12 protein-coding genes and 1 pseudogene are annotated in these 16,826 nt (G+C 45.7%); 10 read left to right on the top strand and 3 right to left on the bottom strand.

Going from position 1 to position 16,826, the window contains the following annotated elements; translation table 11 throughout:
* Positions 1-97: 97 nt before the first annotated feature.
* Together murJ and ampD are read right to left on the bottom strand one after the other, a co-directional pair.
* Positions 98-1,684 (bottom strand): murein biosynthesis integral membrane protein MurJ, encoded by a 1,587-nt coding sequence (gene murJ / locus RNZ41_RS09260; RefSeq protein WP_314027152.1) that lies wholly within the window; start codon positions 1,682-1,684, stop codon positions 98-100.
* Between the two features lie 167 nt (positions 1,685-1,851).
* Complete coding sequence (gene ampD, locus RNZ41_RS09255) at positions 1,852-2,445, bottom strand: 1,6-anhydro-N-acetylmuramyl-L-alanine amidase AmpD (protein WP_172823609.1); 594 nt, start codon at positions 2,443-2,445, stop codon at positions 1,852-1,854.
* A 180-nt stretch (positions 2,446-2,625) separates the two neighbouring features.
* Here ampD and RNZ41_RS09250 point away from each other — a divergent pair, with 180 nt between their 5' ends.
* The 10 genes from RNZ41_RS09250 (at position 2,626) to RNZ41_RS09205 (ending at position 16,343) form a co-directional block, all read left to right on the top strand.
* Positions 2,626-5,757, top strand: coding sequence for a DUF2339 domain-containing protein (locus tag RNZ41_RS09250; RefSeq protein ID WP_314027151.1), 3,132 nt, complete (start codon positions 2,626-2,628; stop codon positions 5,755-5,757).
* Between the two features lie 531 nt (positions 5,758-6,288).
* The gene (locus RNZ41_RS09245; protein WP_314027150.1) at positions 6,289-7,968 is read left to right on the top strand and encodes a DUF3999 family protein; all 1,680 of its coding nucleotides are present in this window, start codon (positions 6,289-6,291) and stop codon (positions 7,966-7,968) included.
* 62 nt (positions 7,969-8,030) lie between these two features.
* Positions 8,031-8,933: a carboxylating nicotinate-nucleotide diphosphorylase gene (nadC, locus tag RNZ41_RS09240; RefSeq protein ID WP_314027149.1), complete on the top strand. Its 903-nt coding sequence runs from the start codon at positions 8,031-8,033 to the stop codon at positions 8,931-8,933.
* A gap of 57 nt (positions 8,934-8,990) precedes the next feature.
* Positions 8,991-9,902, top strand: a complete 912-nt coding sequence (locus RNZ41_RS09235) for an NAD-dependent epimerase/dehydratase family protein (protein WP_314027148.1) — start codon at positions 8,991-8,993, stop codon at positions 9,900-9,902.
* Between the two features lie 70 nt (positions 9,903-9,972).
* Positions 9,973-10,905, top strand: coding sequence for a hypothetical protein (locus RNZ41_RS09230; RefSeq protein WP_314027147.1), 933 nt, complete (start codon positions 9,973-9,975; stop codon positions 10,903-10,905).
* A gap of 36 nt (positions 10,906-10,941) precedes the next feature.
* A complete protein-coding gene (gene pyrE, locus RNZ41_RS09225) occupies positions 10,942-11,664 on the top strand; it encodes an orotate phosphoribosyltransferase (RefSeq protein WP_219331900.1) in 723 nt (240 codons plus the stop codon).
* Positions 11,665-11,730: 66 nt separating this feature from the next.
* Positions 11,731-12,312: a toxin-antitoxin system YwqK family antitoxin gene (locus tag RNZ41_RS09220; RefSeq protein WP_314027146.1), complete on the top strand. Its 582-nt coding sequence runs from the start codon at positions 11,731-11,733 to the stop codon at positions 12,310-12,312.
* 54 nt (positions 12,313-12,366) lie between these two features.
* Positions 12,367-13,317, top strand: a complete 951-nt coding sequence (gene gshB / locus RNZ41_RS09215) for a glutathione synthase (protein WP_314027145.1) — start codon at positions 12,367-12,369, stop codon at positions 13,315-13,317.
* Positions 13,318-13,599: 282 nt separating this feature from the next.
* The gene (locus RNZ41_RS09210) at positions 13,600-15,801 is read left to right on the top strand and encodes a PhoX family protein (RefSeq protein WP_314027144.1); all 2,202 of its coding nucleotides are present in this window, start codon (positions 13,600-13,602) and stop codon (positions 15,799-15,801) included.
* Between the two features lie 116 nt (positions 15,802-15,917).
* A complete protein-coding gene (locus RNZ41_RS09205) occupies positions 15,918-16,343 on the top strand; it encodes a UDP-N-acetylglucosamine--N-acetylmuramyl-(pentapeptide) pyrophosphoryl-undecaprenol N-acetylglucosamine transferase (protein ID WP_472828386.1) in 426 nt (141 codons plus the stop codon).
* On the opposite strand, the pseudogene RNZ41_RS09200 reads toward RNZ41_RS09205, so the two are convergent.
* A pseudogene (locus RNZ41_RS09200) lies at positions 16,327-16,623 on the bottom strand (transposase); the annotation flags it as partial. The gene RNZ41_RS09205 and the pseudogene RNZ41_RS09200 sit on opposite strands and share 17 nt — an antisense overlap.
* Positions 16,624-16,826 lie beyond the last annotated feature (203 nt).

The following is a 16,826-nucleotide window of genomic DNA, read 5'->3' as shown; positions in this document are numbered from 1 at the left end:
TCTCACTTGCAAAAATCAGTCACAAAAATCAATTAAAAAAGCGGCTAGATAAATTTTATTTAGCCGTTTTTTTTGCCCGTCGTCTATTTTCTATTGTTTATTGAATGCTATGATGCGGTTTTAGTTCTGATAGTTTAAAGCCAGCGATTAGTAGCGCTGCGCCATACACCACAGCGCCCAACACACACAGCGCTAATAGCGCAACAATACGAATACCTTGATGCGCGGTAACCGGGAAAAAATGAATACCAGCAGCAAGTGCCAATCCCATTGCGCCATTTGCGATGGCAAAGATAACCGCTAATCGTCGCCAAGCCGCACCAAACCGGTAAATACCTTGGGTATGTAAATAAAAATATAACAGCGCCGCATTGATAAAAGACGCCAGTGTGTTGGCAAGCCCTAGCCCGGCGTGGGGTGCGATTTGCCACTTTTTAAATAACCCAGCCAGTACCAGGCTTAGCACGACATTGGCAATCACGCTAATCACACCGACTTTGACAGGGGTGCGACTGTCATGACGGGCAAAAAAAGCCGGGGCAAATATTTTAATCAGCATAAATGCCAAAATCCCACCCGATAAGCATTGTAGCGCAAGCCCACTCATCATGGCATCTTGCCGCACAAATTCGCCATGTTCAAACAGGGATATCATAAGCACATTACTAATCATGCCAAGCGCGATGGATGCAGGTACACCGACCAACACCGTCAATCGCGTCGCCCAATCTAGGGTGTGTCCAAATTGTTGATGGTCGTCGCTTGCGATACTTTTGGATAGACTGGGCAAAATCACCGTGCCAATCGCCACCCCAATCAGTCCTAGTGGCAGCTCACTCATCCGCTCTGCGGTGTACAGCCAAGAGACCGAGCCATCGACCATGGTTGAAGCCAGCACCGTGTTGACCAGCATATTGATTTGGGTGACTGATACCCCAAACAGCGCAGGCAGCATGAGTTTTAAAATCCGTCGCACGCCAGGATGACGAAAGCTGACCTTTGGCATCACGAGTAGCTGATGGCTGTGCAATTGCGGTAATTGAATCAATAGCTGCAGCAAACCTGCCACCGCAACTGCGTAACCGACCGCCAAAATTGGCTTGGCAAGCAGCGGTGCTACCCAAATCGCGCCCACAATCATACACACATTTAAAAGCACCGGTGCAAAGGCAGGCAAGGCAAACCGCCCCACGCTTTGCAAAATACTACTAGCGAACGCGGTCATGGCGATAAATAACAAATAAGGAAAAGTGATACGAAGCAGCTCAACAGCCGTTGCAAATTTGCTAGGCTCATGCAGATAACCGACCGCAAACACAGCAATCACGGCGGGCGCGAAGATGACTATCACGGCGGTTAAGCCTGATAAAATCAACAATAACGTACCTGCCACCCGACTGATAAGAATTTGAATGCCGAGCAAGGCTTTTTTGCTATCGGTCATGTCGTTATTTTGGGCTTGGTGTTGATAATCGGATAGTACAGGGACAAAAGCTTGGGCAAAAGCGCCTTCAGCGAACAGCCGCCGCAAAAAATTGGGCAATTTGAAGGCTACCAAAAACGCATCCATCATGCCACCTGTGCCAAATACGCTCATCAATACCATGTCGCGAATCATGCCCAAGATACGTGAAAATAAGGTAAAAAAACTAACAATAGCGGTGGATTTGATAAGTTTTGACATGAAACAATCGCTGCAAGTTTTGCCGAGAAGTGGGTGTGGTGATGGGATTTCGTAGTTTGATTTGGGCGCTGTTACTTTGCAAAATTGTTATCTTACAAAATCGTTATCCTACAAAATTGCCATACGATAAATTTTTGAAAGTCATCTAATGGCATCTAATGGCTGATTTAACTTTTATTGACAATGTTTCTATTGACCATTTTTCTTAGTTTCACCCAATCAAAATACAGCCCCGGGTCGGACTTGCGACCGCGCGCGATATCGCTATGACCGGCTAGATGATTAATGGTTTTGGGATAAGCTTGATAAATCGCGGCAATCACGCCACTTAACGCTTGGTATTGCCTATCATCAAACTCGCTATAATCATCACCCTCCAGCTCAATCCCAATCGAATAGTCATTGCAGTTTGGCACGCCCAAATAACTAGATTTGCCAGCATGCCAAGCCCGCTCATCAAAGCTCACAAACTGCGTGATGCTGCCATCACGCTCAATAAACAAATGCGCGGAGACCTGCTGCTGATAGATGGTTGCAAAATACGGATGGGCTTTGGGGTCTAACTGATTTTGAAAAAATGCACGAACAAAATGCTCGCCTTGGTCATCTTTTAGACCAAATTCACTGGGCGGCAAGCTGATGTTATGAATCACAATCAGGTGAATATCGTTAGGGTCGGGTCGCTCACCAAAATTGGGTGACGCCACAAACTCGCATGGGCTTAATAAACCCTGCTCAATGCTAAATCCCGACATAACCATACCCTGCCCAATCATCAAAATGGTGTTTAAAATAGTTGGTAAAACGCTACTCAATCATGTGGCTAATTTAGCATAAAATGGGCTTATCATCACCTTAACCGAAAGACACAGTTAAAAAAAAGCAATTTTCCAAAAAAATGGTATGCTATCGCTAAGCTGACAACAAGGGTAGGGCATCTGATGGATACGATTATAGCGGCATTGATACTGGCAGTGGTGGGGGCGCTTTATAAAATTTTTGCCCAACAAAAAGCAATCACCCGGCTTGAATCCAAGCTCGACAACCTGCAAAAACAACTCGCTGACGTCATGGCAACCGTGTATATCTTAAGCAGCGAGGCAAAGCCATCGTCTACCCAGCAATCGGCAAGCGATATTCGCCAAAATCAGCCTGTCACTGAACCTGTTACTGACCCCATCACGCAGCCCATCAGTCAAGCCCCTGTCTCAGCGCCCCTTCTAGTGCCACTCCCAGCGCCCCTCCCAATAGTTGCCTCTTTGCCAATGGCGAATACGCTTGACGCTTCGGTTAGTTCAGCTCCGCCAACGGCAACGCAGCCGTCAATGAATGACGCAGCCCCACCGCATAAACCTATCGTATCACAGCCATCATCTCATTCTTTAAAAGATGATGAAAGCGCTACCAATATTGTGACATCGCTTTGGGCAAGTGCCACTCAATGGTTTTTTGGGGAAAACTTGGTGGTGCGTGTCGGGGCACTGGTGCTGCTAGTGGGCGTGGTGCTATTACTCAAACTTGCCAGCCAATATATTGAGGTATCGATGCCCGTGCGCATGGCGCTGGTAGCGTTGGGTGGCTTGGTGATAACGGTAGTCGGCTATCGCACCACTGCCAAAAAACGCAGTTATGGGTTGACTTTGCAAGGTGTCGGCTTTGCGGTGATTTATTTGACAGTGTTTGCAAGTTTTAAATTGTATGGACTACTGCCATCAACCTTAACCTTCGGCGTGCTCGCGTTACTGGCAGGGTTAACAGTGATGTTTTCGGTGTGGCAAAATGCGCTGCCGCTTGCGGTCTTGGCGTTCGGTGGGGCGTTTTTTGCGCCAATACTGGTCAGCCGACCTGACGGTAGTGTGGTGATGTTATTTAGTTATTATTTATTACTCAATATAGCGGTTGCGGTGATTGCCCATTATCGCACTTGGAAATTGCTCAATGCGCTCAGTCTAGCGGTGACTTTTGGGCTTGCTTATGCGTGGGGATTTCGTGCATTTAGTGGTAATAGTGGAGGTGCAGGCTGGCTGTCATTACGCTGGCAACTGCTGGGGTTATTGGTTGGGCACATGGCGCTGTATCTGTTTATTGCGGTTAGATACTCTCAGCAGGTCGTGAGTTATAACCAAACGCTACTGCAAATGAACACGGGGGTAGCCAAACGCCCGATTATATCGATAGATTCAGGCTTGTTGTTTGGTACAGCGTTACTGGGGTTTGGGCTGATGGCAAGCTTGCTCAATGATTTGCCTTATCATCTTGCCTTTGCTAGCAGTGCGTTATCAGCGATTTATTTGAGTCTAGGATTGTGGCTGCTCAAACATCATCGTCGTAGCATCGCAGGCGACCCACAAGCCAACAATCAATTTGATAACAGCTTTGAGCTGCTCATTGAAGCCAGCCTTGCGCTCGGCTGTGGGTTTTTGGCTTTGGTGATACCACTGGCGCTATCAGCCAAATGGATTAGTATCGGTTGGGCAGTGCAGGGTGCTGCATTGGTGTGGCTCGGTGCGCGTACCCAAAGACGCTGGACGGTATATTTTGGGTTGGCATTGCAAGCCTTTAGTATCGTGTTATTGGTGGGCTTTGATACCCTCATGCGGCATTGGTATGGGCTACTGGATCAATTATCTATTCCGCACCAAACATCTATAGTAGCGGCTTCATCCACCTTGCCACTGACCGTATTGACAGCGTGTGTGCTGCTGTCTGCTTTTATTTTGCGTCACGGTAGAGCCAATATCGCGGCAGCCACATCCCAAGCTAAAGGTCAGCCTCAAACTCAACCTGCGACAGTCAAAACGACGCATAAACGGGTTCAACAAATCGCTGATAATGCCAGTCACAGCTTTGTTGCCACCGCGCTTGTGGTTGTCGGGTTTGTGCTGTATCTGTCGGCGATTTTATCCGCTGACCCCTTTTGGAACAACGGTGGCAAAACCACCACTATCAAACTTGCCGTGGGTATGGCGGTATTTTTAATTGTGGGACAACTGATACATCAGCGTTTTGTTTGGCGCAGTATGCGTAAGGTGAGCCGCTTTATTTTACCGTTTGCGATGATGAGCTGGGTGCTAGTCTGTCTCACCCATGTTAAGGTCGAGACGGTTGTAGACCTAAACGATTATCACATCAAAGCATTTAGCGGGTTGGGGCGTTATTTGCTCGCCATGCTTGGCTGTTTAGCCATCGCAAAATTGCTAGGCGCGTGGCTGCTTAGTCGCTGGCACCGCGACCGACTGGATACAAGCGTTGACGCGCTCGTTTGGTTTTTGACACTGATTGCCATGCTAACTTGGATGCTGCAACAAGTGCCATTTAACTATTGGCAGCATGCCCAAGAGCTTCGAGCCATTATCACTATTTTACCGACCGTGTTGGCTGTGCTTGGTTTGATGAGTTTGTTGTTGTTGCCAAGATTGCAGGCGCTTGGTGGTCGTTTGCTTGGTTGGTTAGAGGTTGATACGCTACTGAAACACAGCGCTTATATTTTGGTACCGATGACCTTTATTTGGAGTTTATCTGCCAATTTCTCGTTAGACGGTCAGCTATTGGGCGTTTATCTGCCCCTGCTCAATCCGCTGGATTTGACCTTAATCAGCATTTTACTGTACCAATCTTATGTGGCACTCAAAGTTGATAGCAACTATCGTACTATCGTTTTGGTGGTTTGCGGTCTAGGGGCATTTTTGACGGTCAGCAGTATGTTGGTGCGTGGGTTTGCCAGCGTTTGGGGCACACCGACGTGGGAACATGGGGCTTGGTCAGTCAGTATGGTACAGACGGGGCTGACTATCTTATGGACCGTCATTGCGATGGTATTGATGTTCTTGGCAAACAAAAAAGCCATTCGCTTGGTATGGTTTGCCGGTATCGCATTATTGACCATTGTGGTTGCCAAGTTGGTATTGATTGATATGTCGAATACCAGTGCGGTATTACGTGTGGTGTCTTTTATCGGGGCAGGCTTATTGATGCTCGTCATTGGTTATCTTGCACCCTTACCGCCTAAGTCAAGTAAACCTAAGGCAGGTAAACTCAATTCAGGCAAACCCAATGCAGCCAAAAAAAGCTAAGTAAACCCCTGCTAAAAATCGTGAATAACATGGGTTATTTTTCGTATTTACGGCAGGCGGGCTTAGATAAATGTACAAGGACTTTCTGCCTAATTGTCTTTAAATTGTAACATCTGGCTAGAATTTATCCAAAATATCAGTCGTCTTGTTAGTGGTTTGTAGCACGGTATAGAAGTTTTGAGTGGGTATTGTTAATATCCTTATAGGGCAAAGTGCAACAGCAATTAAAGTATAAATCTAATTACTATCAATAAGTTAGAAAAACACTTATCGCGTTTCTAACATAAAAAATTAATGTTGTTACTGTCTACTGATGCTTACAATGCGAGGCCATGGTTTTTTTAAATTTTTTTAGATTAACTGCAACTGATGGCTTTATGTTGATACCCAAACACACGCTACGCTGCTTCTTGGGATGATTAATCTGGTAGGTCGGGGTTTTGTCAATGTGCTTCGCAATTTGCTAAGTTATAAAGCAACATAAATTATCAAGTAGCTATGCAGCTAAAATGAAGTAACAATGAAGCTAAAATGAAAAACAATAAGCACTGTCACGTAAGATTAGCCAAACACCGCGCCTGTATTTTATCGGCAACCTTATTTTCGCCGCTATTGTTGATAGCTATCATTTACACACAAGCAGATGCCCAAAATCCCACGCAAACGGCATCCATCACTGTTGCTTCGCAAAAAACCAACACGACCACGGTAGCGCCCGCCATCGTTGACAATTCAGAGCAAGAGCATGACACTGACAGTATCAACTATGGCTTTGAGGCATTGCAAAATAGCTTTGCAATCGATATTGATTTACCGGTCGAAAACCTAGATGACAACCCTAACAGTGCCCAACTGGTAAAATTTTCGTCGTTAACGCCCAGTTTGTTAGCTTTAATCATGCAGCAAAATGGGGCAACTATTAGCGATAAACAAAATTACCGCTTGATTGATGCCAAAGGTCATATTATGCCGATGGCGATTCGCCCGGTCAGTAAACAATCATCCGTCAATCAAGTATTGCAAGTAGTGAGCGTGGAGACGGATAACCCCAATGCGGTGGAAAAATTACGCCATGCGTTGACCGTACAGCTTGATAACCCAGACAACCAACAATCGATTAACATTGACCTTAGTAATTTACCTTCAAACCCAGTCGCCGCTGTTACCAATAGCCCAGTCAGAACTTGGTGGTTAACCAATCCCAACTTTGCCAAAAATCAATCTACTTTATCAACCGCGCAAGCAGTCAATCTTTGGCTAAAATTTTTACCCGTGAATTCAGCCCAGCCCAGCAAGCGCCCACTACAACTGCAAATTTATGGCAGTGATGACTTGCAAAGCTGGCAGATGGTCAGCCAAACGGTGGTCAGCCCCTTTGACCCTAGCCAACGTGGTCAACCTAGCCAGGCTACTCAACATAGCCAAATGGTAGCGCCGCAAGCTGACGGTACCAATCAGCCGATAGCGACAGGCAATGCTATTGCCATCGAGCCGCAGCAAACCAATTATCGGTATTGGCAAGTGGTGGCAAATCAGCCTATCAATCTTGAGGCAGCAAGCTTAAATCGCATGGTGAGTGAGGCAAGTTTCTTCTTGACCCGCGCCAATTTTTCAAAAACCAAAGATAACGCCAACCAATGGCGGCTTAGCCTTGCTCAACCCATGTTGACCACAGGGGTGAGTTTTTTTGTCCCCGAAAATCAGCTGTGGCAAGTGAGCATCAACGTACCTGAGCAAGAAGCCAATCAATTGGCTAAAATCAACAAGACCGCCAATGTAAGTGAGGATAAAACTCTAGCCAATTCACAAATTGATAAAAACCATACCACGGTCAGTTGGCAACCCACATTGACCAAGTCGCTGCAATTGGGTGGTCAAATGCAGCAAGACGATTTACCGGTTGATCTGTTAACGCCCATGTATGAGATGTACTTTTTAGCACAAGGCACAGCGCCTTACCGACTGGTGATTAACGAGCCAGGTGTATTACAACAACCCAATATCACTCTCTCCAACCAACAACTAACCAGCCTCGGCAATACCGTTGAAGGACAAATGCAAAATATCGAGGCATTGAACAATCCCAACGCGTCATTTGAACGCTACAAAAAATGGGCACTGTGGGGTGTGCTCGCCGCGATTGTAGCGGCTTTGGCGTTGATTGCCCTGCGTTTATATCAACAAACTACTACCCAAGCCCCCAAAGAATAAGCGATAATACAATCAAACATACTTCATCGAAAATACCCCATCAAAAATAAGGGATTATTTGCATGCCTGCTGCTAGCCAAACCATTAGTGACACCTCGACCACCGCGCCGCACATTAGCTCACTACTACGTATTGAAATCGCCAAACAAGTCGCACTTGCGCTGCAAGAAGACATCGCGACTGGGGATATTAATGCCCAGTTAATACCTGACACACAGCGCGATACGGCAACGATTATTTGTCGTGAACCGATGGTAGTCGCGGGCAAGGCATGGGTGGATGAAGTATTTCGCCAGCTTGACCCCAACATGCAGCTTGATTGGGCAGTCAAAGATGGTGATGCTGTGGCAGCCAATCAAATTTTGGTGACGCTCATCGGTAACACCCGGGCGCTACTGACGGGTGAACGTACCGCGCTCAATTTTTTACAGACTTTATCATCCACTGCCACTGTGGTTGCCAACCATGTGGCGGTCATCGCAGAACTACCGACCAAATTGTTAGACACGCGTAAAACCTTGCCAATGCTACGCCATGCGCAAAAATACGCCATGCTATGTGGCGGCGGCAATAATCACCGTATCGGGCTATACGATGCCTTTTTGATAAAAGAAAACCATATCATGGCGTGTGGCGGTATCGCCCAAGCAGTCAGTCAGGCGCGTCAGATTGCCAATAAGCCAGTGGAAGTTGAAGTAGAAAATTTTGATGAGTTGCATCAAGCCATCGCTGCCAATGCTGATGTCGTCATGCTCGATAATTTTACCATTGAAGATACCCAAAAAGCGGTCGAGCTGGTTGCTAGTCTTGGCAAGCCTTGCCAGCTTGAAGCTTCAGGTGATATTAGCCTTACCCATCTACGCCAAGTGGCAGAAACAGGGGTGGATTTTATCTCAATGGGTGCGTTGACGAAGCATATCAAAGCCATTGATTTATCGATGCGTTTTCAACAATACATCCATTAAACATACATCGATTAAAAATAGTCGGCTTTTTTAATGCCATTCTCGATAGGTCATAGCATGATGCAAACCATTTTAATGATTGGACTGGGCAAAATTGGTTTACCAGTTGCTAAGCAATTAGCGCTGCAGGGGCATTGCGTGATTGGTGTCAGCCGCTCCACGCCGACAGATTTGGTTTTCTGCAGCCCCAGAACACCCAAGCTACCGCCCGATAGTGATAATCTATATCAGAAAAATCTACATTTTGTTGCCAGTGATGCGCGCACGTTAGCCGTTGCGCAGCTAAGTCAATGGTCAAGCCAAATTAGCCAAATCTGCATTATTGTCAGTCCAGATACCTTGTCGCTACAAGGTTACCGTGACAGTTATTATGCGATTGCCGAGCATGTGGTGCGATTGGGTGACCATCTGCCAGACCTCAAGCGTGTGGTATTTATTTCTTCAACAGGCGTTTACGGACAAAACGCGGGCGAAGTTATTGATATCGATACCCCTGTGTTCGCGCCAGCGAGTGCAACGTCTCAAGTGATTTTGCAGACTGAGCAGTTGTTGCAGCAGCACTTTGAAGATAAGAGCGTTATCATTCGCCCAAGTGGGATTTATGGGCAGTCACGGCTGCGTTTACTGACCATGGCAAAACAGTTAGCAGCGCAGTCGCCAAATAGGGCTAGCGATTATCCTAGTAACACATGGACTAATCGTATTATGGATACAGACTTGGTGAGCATCATTGTCACTGTCATCAATGCGGGTGAAACCGTGCCAGTTTACTTGGCGACAGATAACGCGCCAGTCCCGCTCTATACTGTGCTAAACTATTTGGCGACTGCACAGGGCTTGAGCTTATCGCTGCCCTGTATGGAGCCAACAACGGGCAAACGCATTATCACTAACTTGCCAGCTACTTGGCTCAACTACCCAGATTGGCAGTCAGGCTATCAGTATATTTTGTCGAGTTTAGGCGAATAGTGATGGGTGGTAAGCTTCAACAAAAATTTTTCAGCATTTACCTATCAGTGATTTTATAGCCGTGTATGCCATGACTTATTCCAACACCGAGCGCCACGCCGCAAAAAACCAAGTGGCTAAAGACAAACACCAGCTACGCCATCCCAATGTGATGACAGAAACAGAAAGATTGGCTCTGCCCGATCCTTGTCGCCCGATTGATAAGCGCGTCATACCTGCGCGTCATACCATTGACGTCTATATGCAAAAACCGCTTTCATTGCCAGTGGCGGATACTAACAACAACACCGCTAGTGGAAAAGACGTTGCCAAGCCATACCGAATGAAGGGCAGCACAACAAAAACCCTTAAAAAAATTCCGCAAAGTCATCAATCTGACATGCTAGAGCAGTTACTATCTGAGCAAAGCATTGAGATGCGGCACTTTATCCAGCAGCAGCAACAGCAGGCAAATAGCAGCCAAAGCAAACACCCATCATTGCATTTACCGCTGTCTTTGTTGCCACAGCTCGTCAATGACAGCAGTGTTTCACTGATGAAAGAGGTTATGGGTCGATACCCGCATTTAGCGAGTATGGATAAGCTTACAACATCCTTGTCACAGCAGACATTGCAAAATTCCTGCGCACATCAAGCCAACGATGCCCCCAGCACACAGTCTGACGCCACCTATAATCAAGCGCTACTTAATATCGAAACCAAACTGTATCTGATGGGACAAATGTACCATATTATGCTTTGTGTATTTTTGCTATGCCAATGCAAATCACGCAAATCACTCAACCCCCAAATCACCTTGCAAGACTTGGCTGATGCTATCAATCAATACATCGAGGCGCATCGCACCCAATTGCATTTTTTGACCCGGCATGACGATTTATATATCGAGCCGACGCATGTTGCGCTCGCCGCCATTGCCATCGACTGGCAAGTGGGTAAGCAAACAGCCATCAGCAAACGTACTATCACCATTAGCTCGCAAAACCCGATAACAGGCGGCTAATAGTATTTTTTAACTTGTTCTTTTTTGGAGTCGCGTATGTCGCAATTATCTCAAGCCCAAGCATCTCAAACCCCATCCTCTCAAACCCAAGCCGCTCACGCACCGCAGTTTATTCCCCAGCATTTTATTGAAGTGGCACTCAAAAACAATGTATTAAAATTTGGCGAATTTACCCTAAAATCAGGTCGTATAAGCCCGTATTTTTTTAACGCAGGTTTGTTATCAACAGGTGAGCTATTGTCGGTGTTGGCAAATGGGTATGCTGATGCGCTTGCCAAGCAGCTACAATCTACCGAAAGTAGCGATTTAGTGATTTTTGGGGCAGCATACAAGGGTATTCCGTTTGTGGCGGCGACCGCGCAAGCACTGTGGAACAATCACCAAATCAATGCCGATTGGGGCTACAACCGTAAAGAAGCCAAAGACCACGGTGAAGGCGGTATGCTGGTTGGCGCCGATCTCAAAGGCAAATCAGTTTGGGTGATTGATGATGTGATGACCGCAGGTACGGCGATGCGCGAAGTCGTTGCACTCCTAGAAAAATCAGAGGCCAAAGTCGCAGGGATTATCGTTGCGCTGGATCGTAAAGAAAAAGGTCAAAGCGAACAATCTGCCATTCAAGAATTGGCGCAAAGCCTCAATGTACCGGTACTTGCCTTGGTCACGATGGATGACATTACTGAGTATGTCGCCAAAAATGGCACGCAGGAGGAACTTGCCAAAATGCAAGCCTACCGCGAGCAATACGGCGTTCAATAAGCGGCTGCTATCACCCAACCCCGCTAATTATAGATTGTTTTTAATTAACCATTGAAGAGGACGGCTATGTTGACAAAAGCCTTGCCCACCACACTAATAACTGCACACCTTTTACGTGTTGGCACTGCACTTACCTTATCGGCAATATTATTTGCGCTTGCAGGTTGTAGTAGTATTAATGAACTGATGGCAGAGGGTAGCAAACCGCCTGCGATTGTCAATGTGGCAACTGACCAACAGCCGTTTTATGATGCGTTAAATAGCCTTATGTTGCCGCCAAAATCACCGCAAGCTGCGCCACAAGGCATTGCCGATGGTCCTTATAATGGCGTGATGCCAGAAGGGGAGCAATTTACCACCTTTGTGAAGAACGGTTACTTCGATGAATTTTTGGTGGTGTACTACCCAAACTTTGTGACCCAGCTTCGCACCGATTTGGTTAACGGTTTATATCATGGTTGGGTGACGTATCGATTGTCTGATAGCCGTATCAAACAAAAAGTATTGTTCCGTCAGGGTGTAGTCCAAGAAGCGATTGTTTACAGCCAAGCGGGAAATCCTGAATACCATTTTTGGTTTACCAATGAACAACCGACCAGCGGTATGCGCTACGATAATAATGGCAACGCGGTCGAATCGATGTTTTAATAGCAAAACGAATAATTGATAACAATTGAACAAGCATACTAATAAGGATACTAAATGAAACCATTGAATTTTCTGATCGTCATGGACGATATCCACACCATTAATTATAAAAAAGATACCACGCTTGCGATGCTATGGGCGATTGCAGATCGTGGTCACACGGCGCATTATTGCCAAATTCACGATTTGTGGCTCGATAATGGCGCATTGCAAATTGATAGCCAGCCGCTTAAAACGTTTAAAGACCCTGCGCATTTTTATGAGCTGGGTGAAAAAACCACGCAGCCTGCTAGCGCATTTGACGTCATCTTGATGCGTAAAGACCCGCCGTTTGACATGCGGTTTTTGTATAGCCTGTACTTGCTAGAATACGCTCAGCGAGCAGGTGTATTGGTGGTCAACAACCCAGAAAGCGTACGTGACTGTAACGAAAAACTGTTTGCGACGCAATTCCCTGAGCTGATGACACCGACGATTGTCACCAACAAACAAACCCATATCCGTGATTTTATCAAAACCCATCAAGATGTCATCGTTAAACCGCTTGATGGCATGGGGGGAATGGGCATTTTTCGTCTGACCGCCGATAGCCCTAATATCGGCTCAACCCTTGAGATGCTAACCCAGCTTGAAAGCTTGCCTGTGATGGCGCAAAAATACTTGCCCGAAATCAAGGACGGCGATAAACGCATTTTAATTGTCGGTGGTAAGCCCGTGGATTATTGTTTGGCGCGTATCCCAAGCCAAGGCGAAACGCGCGGTAATCTAGCCGCAGGTGGTCGTGGGGTCGCCATGCCACTGTCAGCGCAAGAGCGCCAAGTTGCTGAGCAAGTGGCGCCTGTGCTACTGCAAAAAGGCTTGTACTTTGTCGGACTCGATGTGATTGGTGGTAAAGTCACAGAGATTAACGTGACTAGCCCCACCTGCGTGCGTGAGATTGACGACCAATGCGGCACGCATATCGCAGAGGATTTTATTGCGTTTATTGAAAATCAAATTAATTAAACTAATTTACATTAGAAAGAGGATAACTTTATGAGTATTGTTATCCTCTTTTTAGTTTGATTATTTAATAACTGATGCAAAAATAATGCATTTTTAAGGCTTGTAATACCATTGGTATGGCAAGCTGTATTAATTATGAATAATTTAATCAGACTGTCATTTAACGTTCAATCATTTGTCACATAATCTTGCTACGCTGTTTCCATAATTTTATAAGTGTGTCTAACAGCTTACTAACTTATTTCATAAATTTATCAATTATTAGCCTGAGGAGGTATCGCCATGACCCAACATAACCATTTTGATCATGACTTCGTAGAAGACTCTAACACATCAAAAAATCCAGAATTTAGCCAAATTGTTGCCAAACGTATGAGCCGTCGCACCATGTTGAAAGGTGGTACAGGTCTGACTGCAGCAGCGTTTTTTGGCACATTGCCGCTCGTAGGCTGTGGTAGCGATAACGATAGTAATACAGGTTCAACGGGTAATGGTACAAGCCCTGCTGTACCCGCTACTGGCGATTTAAAAACACCAAAACAATTAAACTTCACTGCTGTGGCTCATTATACAGGTAATGAGATGGTGGTTGCTGACGGCTACAATGCTGAGGCTATCTTACACGTTGGTACACCTTTTATGAGCGGTATCGAAGATTGGAAGGATAACCGTGAACAAACGGGTGAATCTTTCCAATATCGTATGGGTGATAATCATGACGGTATGTGGTTCTTTGGTAAAAACGGCGAAAAATATGATCCAAAATCGTCAAACAATGCTTTATTGGTGATGAATCACGAATATACCAATGAGACCATCAACCCTGCAGGTACTTTTGCAACACCAAATCCAGATACCACTGCGCCAGCTATTTTCAAACATATCCGTAAGGCAACTGACGTACGTCGTGAGTGCTATGCCCATGGTGTGAGTGTTGTTGAGATGAAGCGCCGCGCCAATGGTATCGGCTATGAAATGGTTAAAGATTCAAAGTTCAATAAACGCTATACCAGTGCCTCAGAAATTAAAATTTCGGGTCCAGCCGCTGGTTCAGATATGTTAAAAACCAAGTATGACCCAACAGGTACCAAAACCCGCGGTATCAACAACCAATGTGGTGCAGGTCTTTCACCTTGGGGTACTTACTTAACCACCGAAGAGAACTTCTTGAACGTGTTTGCCCGTGGTGCAGACAAAGCCATTATCAGTGCAAAAGAAGATAGTTCTCGTGTGCGTTATGGTTTACCAGAAAATGGTACAGGCGGTGGTTACCGATGGCATACCCCAGCTAAAGCTGATGAAAAATTTACCGATGAATTTGCACGTTGGAACAGTGCAGCCACAGGCGCAAGCGCATTAGAAGACTATCGAAACGCATTTAACACCTTTGGTTATATCGTTGAAATTGATCCATTTAATCAGTCAGCAATGGCAGTTAAACGCACGGCGCTAGGTCGTTTTGCGCATGAAAACTGTGCCTATGCACCTGTCGTTGAAGGCAAACCAGTTGTGATGTATATGGGTGACGATGCGCGTGGTGAATATATTTATAAATTTGTCTCAGACGCAAAATGGTCAAACGCTGATATCGGTGCTGGTCTAAAAGCAGGTGATAAATACTTAGATAAAGGTACTTTGTACGTTGCAGTATTTAAAGATGATGGTACAGGTGAATGGAAAGCGTTAACGCACGGTCAAGGTGCATTAACCAATGCCAATGCAAAATATGCCTTTGCTGACCAAGCCGATGTTTTAATCCATGCGCGCTTAGCGGGTGATGCATTGGGTGCAACCAAAATGGACCGTCCAGAATGGGTATCAGTAAGCCCAGTAACGGGTGAAGTGTATGTAACACTGACCAATAACTCAAACCGTACACCTACAAAACATGGCATGAATGCTGCTAACCCACGTAACTACGCTGGCGATAAGGGTAATCGCAACGGTCATATCATTCGTTGGGCTGAAAAAAATAACGACCATACAGCTACCAGCTTTAACTGGGATATTTACCTATTTGCAGCGCCAAATGATTTAACCGCAGAAAATCTGTCGGGTTTAAATGCCAATAACGATTTGTCTTCTCCAGATGGTCTATACTTCGACCCACGTGGCGTATTGTGGATTCAAACCGATGACGGTGCTTACACTAGCAGAACCAACTGTATGCTTCTAGCTGCGCTGCCAGGTAAAGTCGATGATGGTAAAGAAGTGACCACATCAGCGGGTATCAAAACTCGCGTCGGTATGCAAGCCAATGACCAAAACATCAAACGTTTCTTTGTCGGTCCAAAAGGTTGTGAAGTAACAGGTATCACCTTAACGCCAGACTTTAAAACGCTCTTCATCAATATCCAACATCCAGGCGAAGATCAATCAGGGGTCACATGGGGCGCGATTGCTGGTGGTACTACACCACGTTCAGCGACGGTGATGATTACCAAAAAAGACGGCGGTGTGATTTTAGGTGAGTCATTAAAATAAGTTAAACACGCAACAAAGTTATCAAAAACCCTTGAACAGTGATTCAAGGGTTTTTTTATTAAATAACCTTTTATCTTTTAAAGGTATAAAAAAAATGCTATGATTTTGCCATTTTTATGGTGATTGTTTTTTCCGATAAACGGTCAGTCATACGGGGTTTTCTAATCCCCACCTCACCTAGATTAAATTGGATTGGATTGATCAAGGATAATAAGATGAGTGAGCCAACGATGCAAAAACCGCGCGTGCTGATGATGGCAGCAGGCACGGGTGGGCATGTGTTTCCAGCGATTGCGGTGGCTCAAGCGTTACAACAATCAGGTGCCCAAGTGCATTGGCTCGGCACCCTAGTCGGTATGGAAAATGAGTTGCTACAACATTACGACTTTACCTACCATGCCATCAATATGCAGGGATTACGCGGTAACGGTATCAAACGCTTATTTAAAGCCCCGTCAACCTTACTTAAAGCAACATTAGCGGCTATCAAAATCATCAAAACCAATAAAATCGACATCGTGGTAGGGTTTGGTGGTTACTGACAAGTACAGGCTCAAAGCTACTGTCGCGGTCTCTTGGGGTGGAGATCTCAAGCTCGCCTGTGTCGCTACGGACTCTCTTTTTAGTGTGCCCATTGCGCTTATTAGGCCTGTCTGCCTTTTCATGCTTGGGGTAGCCGAGATGCTCTTCCATTTCTGCTTCTAGGGCAGTGTCGATGAAGGACTGCATGAGCTGCTTTTGAAAGTCTTTGATGTCATCGAAGCTCTTCATGCTGCTGGCCATTTGCTCAGCCAGTTTCTTGATGTCAGATTGGTTAGTCATTGCTTATTCTCCTGTTAGTGGATTATAATAAGCAGTTACACAAAGTTTGGGAAACTCTCATGGAAATTGCCTTTTGAGTTTGAAGCAATGTATAATGATAAGATTAACCCGTTAGGTCAGGTGGCCTAACTTAAATAAAAAGTCTCCGACAAACCCGGTACGGTTCACTATCTATTGTTATTCTTACCTGAAATTGATGTGAG

Origin of the sequence: Moraxella sp. DOX410 (genome assembly GCF_032248735.1) — a bacterium.
Taxonomy (GTDB): domain Bacteria; phylum Pseudomonadota; class Gammaproteobacteria; order Pseudomonadales; family Moraxellaceae; genus Faucicola; species Faucicola tetraodonis.
This window is presented reverse-complemented; position numbering and strand designations above follow the sequence as displayed.

Excerpts from the sequence above, each read along its gene's own strand:
- ampD (WP_172823609.1), bottom strand. The coding sequence starts at position 2,445 with ATGGTTATGTCGGGATTTAGCATTGAGCAGGGTTTATTAAGCCCATGC.
- pyrE (WP_219331900.1), top strand. The coding sequence starts at position 10,942 with ATGTCGCAATTATCTCAAGCCCAAGCATCTCAAACCCCATCCTCTCAA.
- gshB (WP_314027145.1), top strand. The coding sequence starts at position 12,367 with ATGAAACCATTGAATTTTCTGATCGTCATGGACGATATCCACACCATT.
- nadC (WP_314027149.1), top strand. The coding sequence starts at position 8,031 with ATGCCTGCTGCTAGCCAAACCATTAGTGACACCTCGACCACCGCGCCG.
- RNZ41_RS09205 (WP_472828386.1), top strand. The coding sequence starts at position 15,918 with ATGGTGATTGTTTTTTCCGATAAACGGTCAGTCATACGGGGTTTTCTA.
- RNZ41_RS09230 (WP_314027147.1), top strand. The coding sequence starts at position 9,973 with ATGACTTATTCCAACACCGAGCGCCACGCCGCAAAAAACCAAGTGGCT.
- RNZ41_RS09235 (WP_314027148.1), top strand. The coding sequence starts at position 8,991 with ATGATGCAAACCATTTTAATGATTGGACTGGGCAAAATTGGTTTACCA.
- murJ (WP_314027152.1), bottom strand. The coding sequence starts at position 1,684 with ATGTCAAAACTTATCAAATCCACCGCTATTGTTAGTTTTTTTACCTTA.
- RNZ41_RS09250 (WP_314027151.1), top strand. The coding sequence starts at position 2,626 with ATGGATACGATTATAGCGGCATTGATACTGGCAGTGGTGGGGGCGCTT.
- RNZ41_RS09220 (WP_314027146.1), top strand. The coding sequence starts at position 11,731 with ATGTTGACAAAAGCCTTGCCCACCACACTAATAACTGCACACCTTTTA.
- RNZ41_RS09245 (WP_314027150.1), top strand. The coding sequence starts at position 6,289 with ATGAAAAACAATAAGCACTGTCACGTAAGATTAGCCAAACACCGCGCC.
- RNZ41_RS09210 (WP_314027144.1), top strand. The coding sequence starts at position 13,600 with ATGACCCAACATAACCATTTTGATCATGACTTCGTAGAAGACTCTAAC.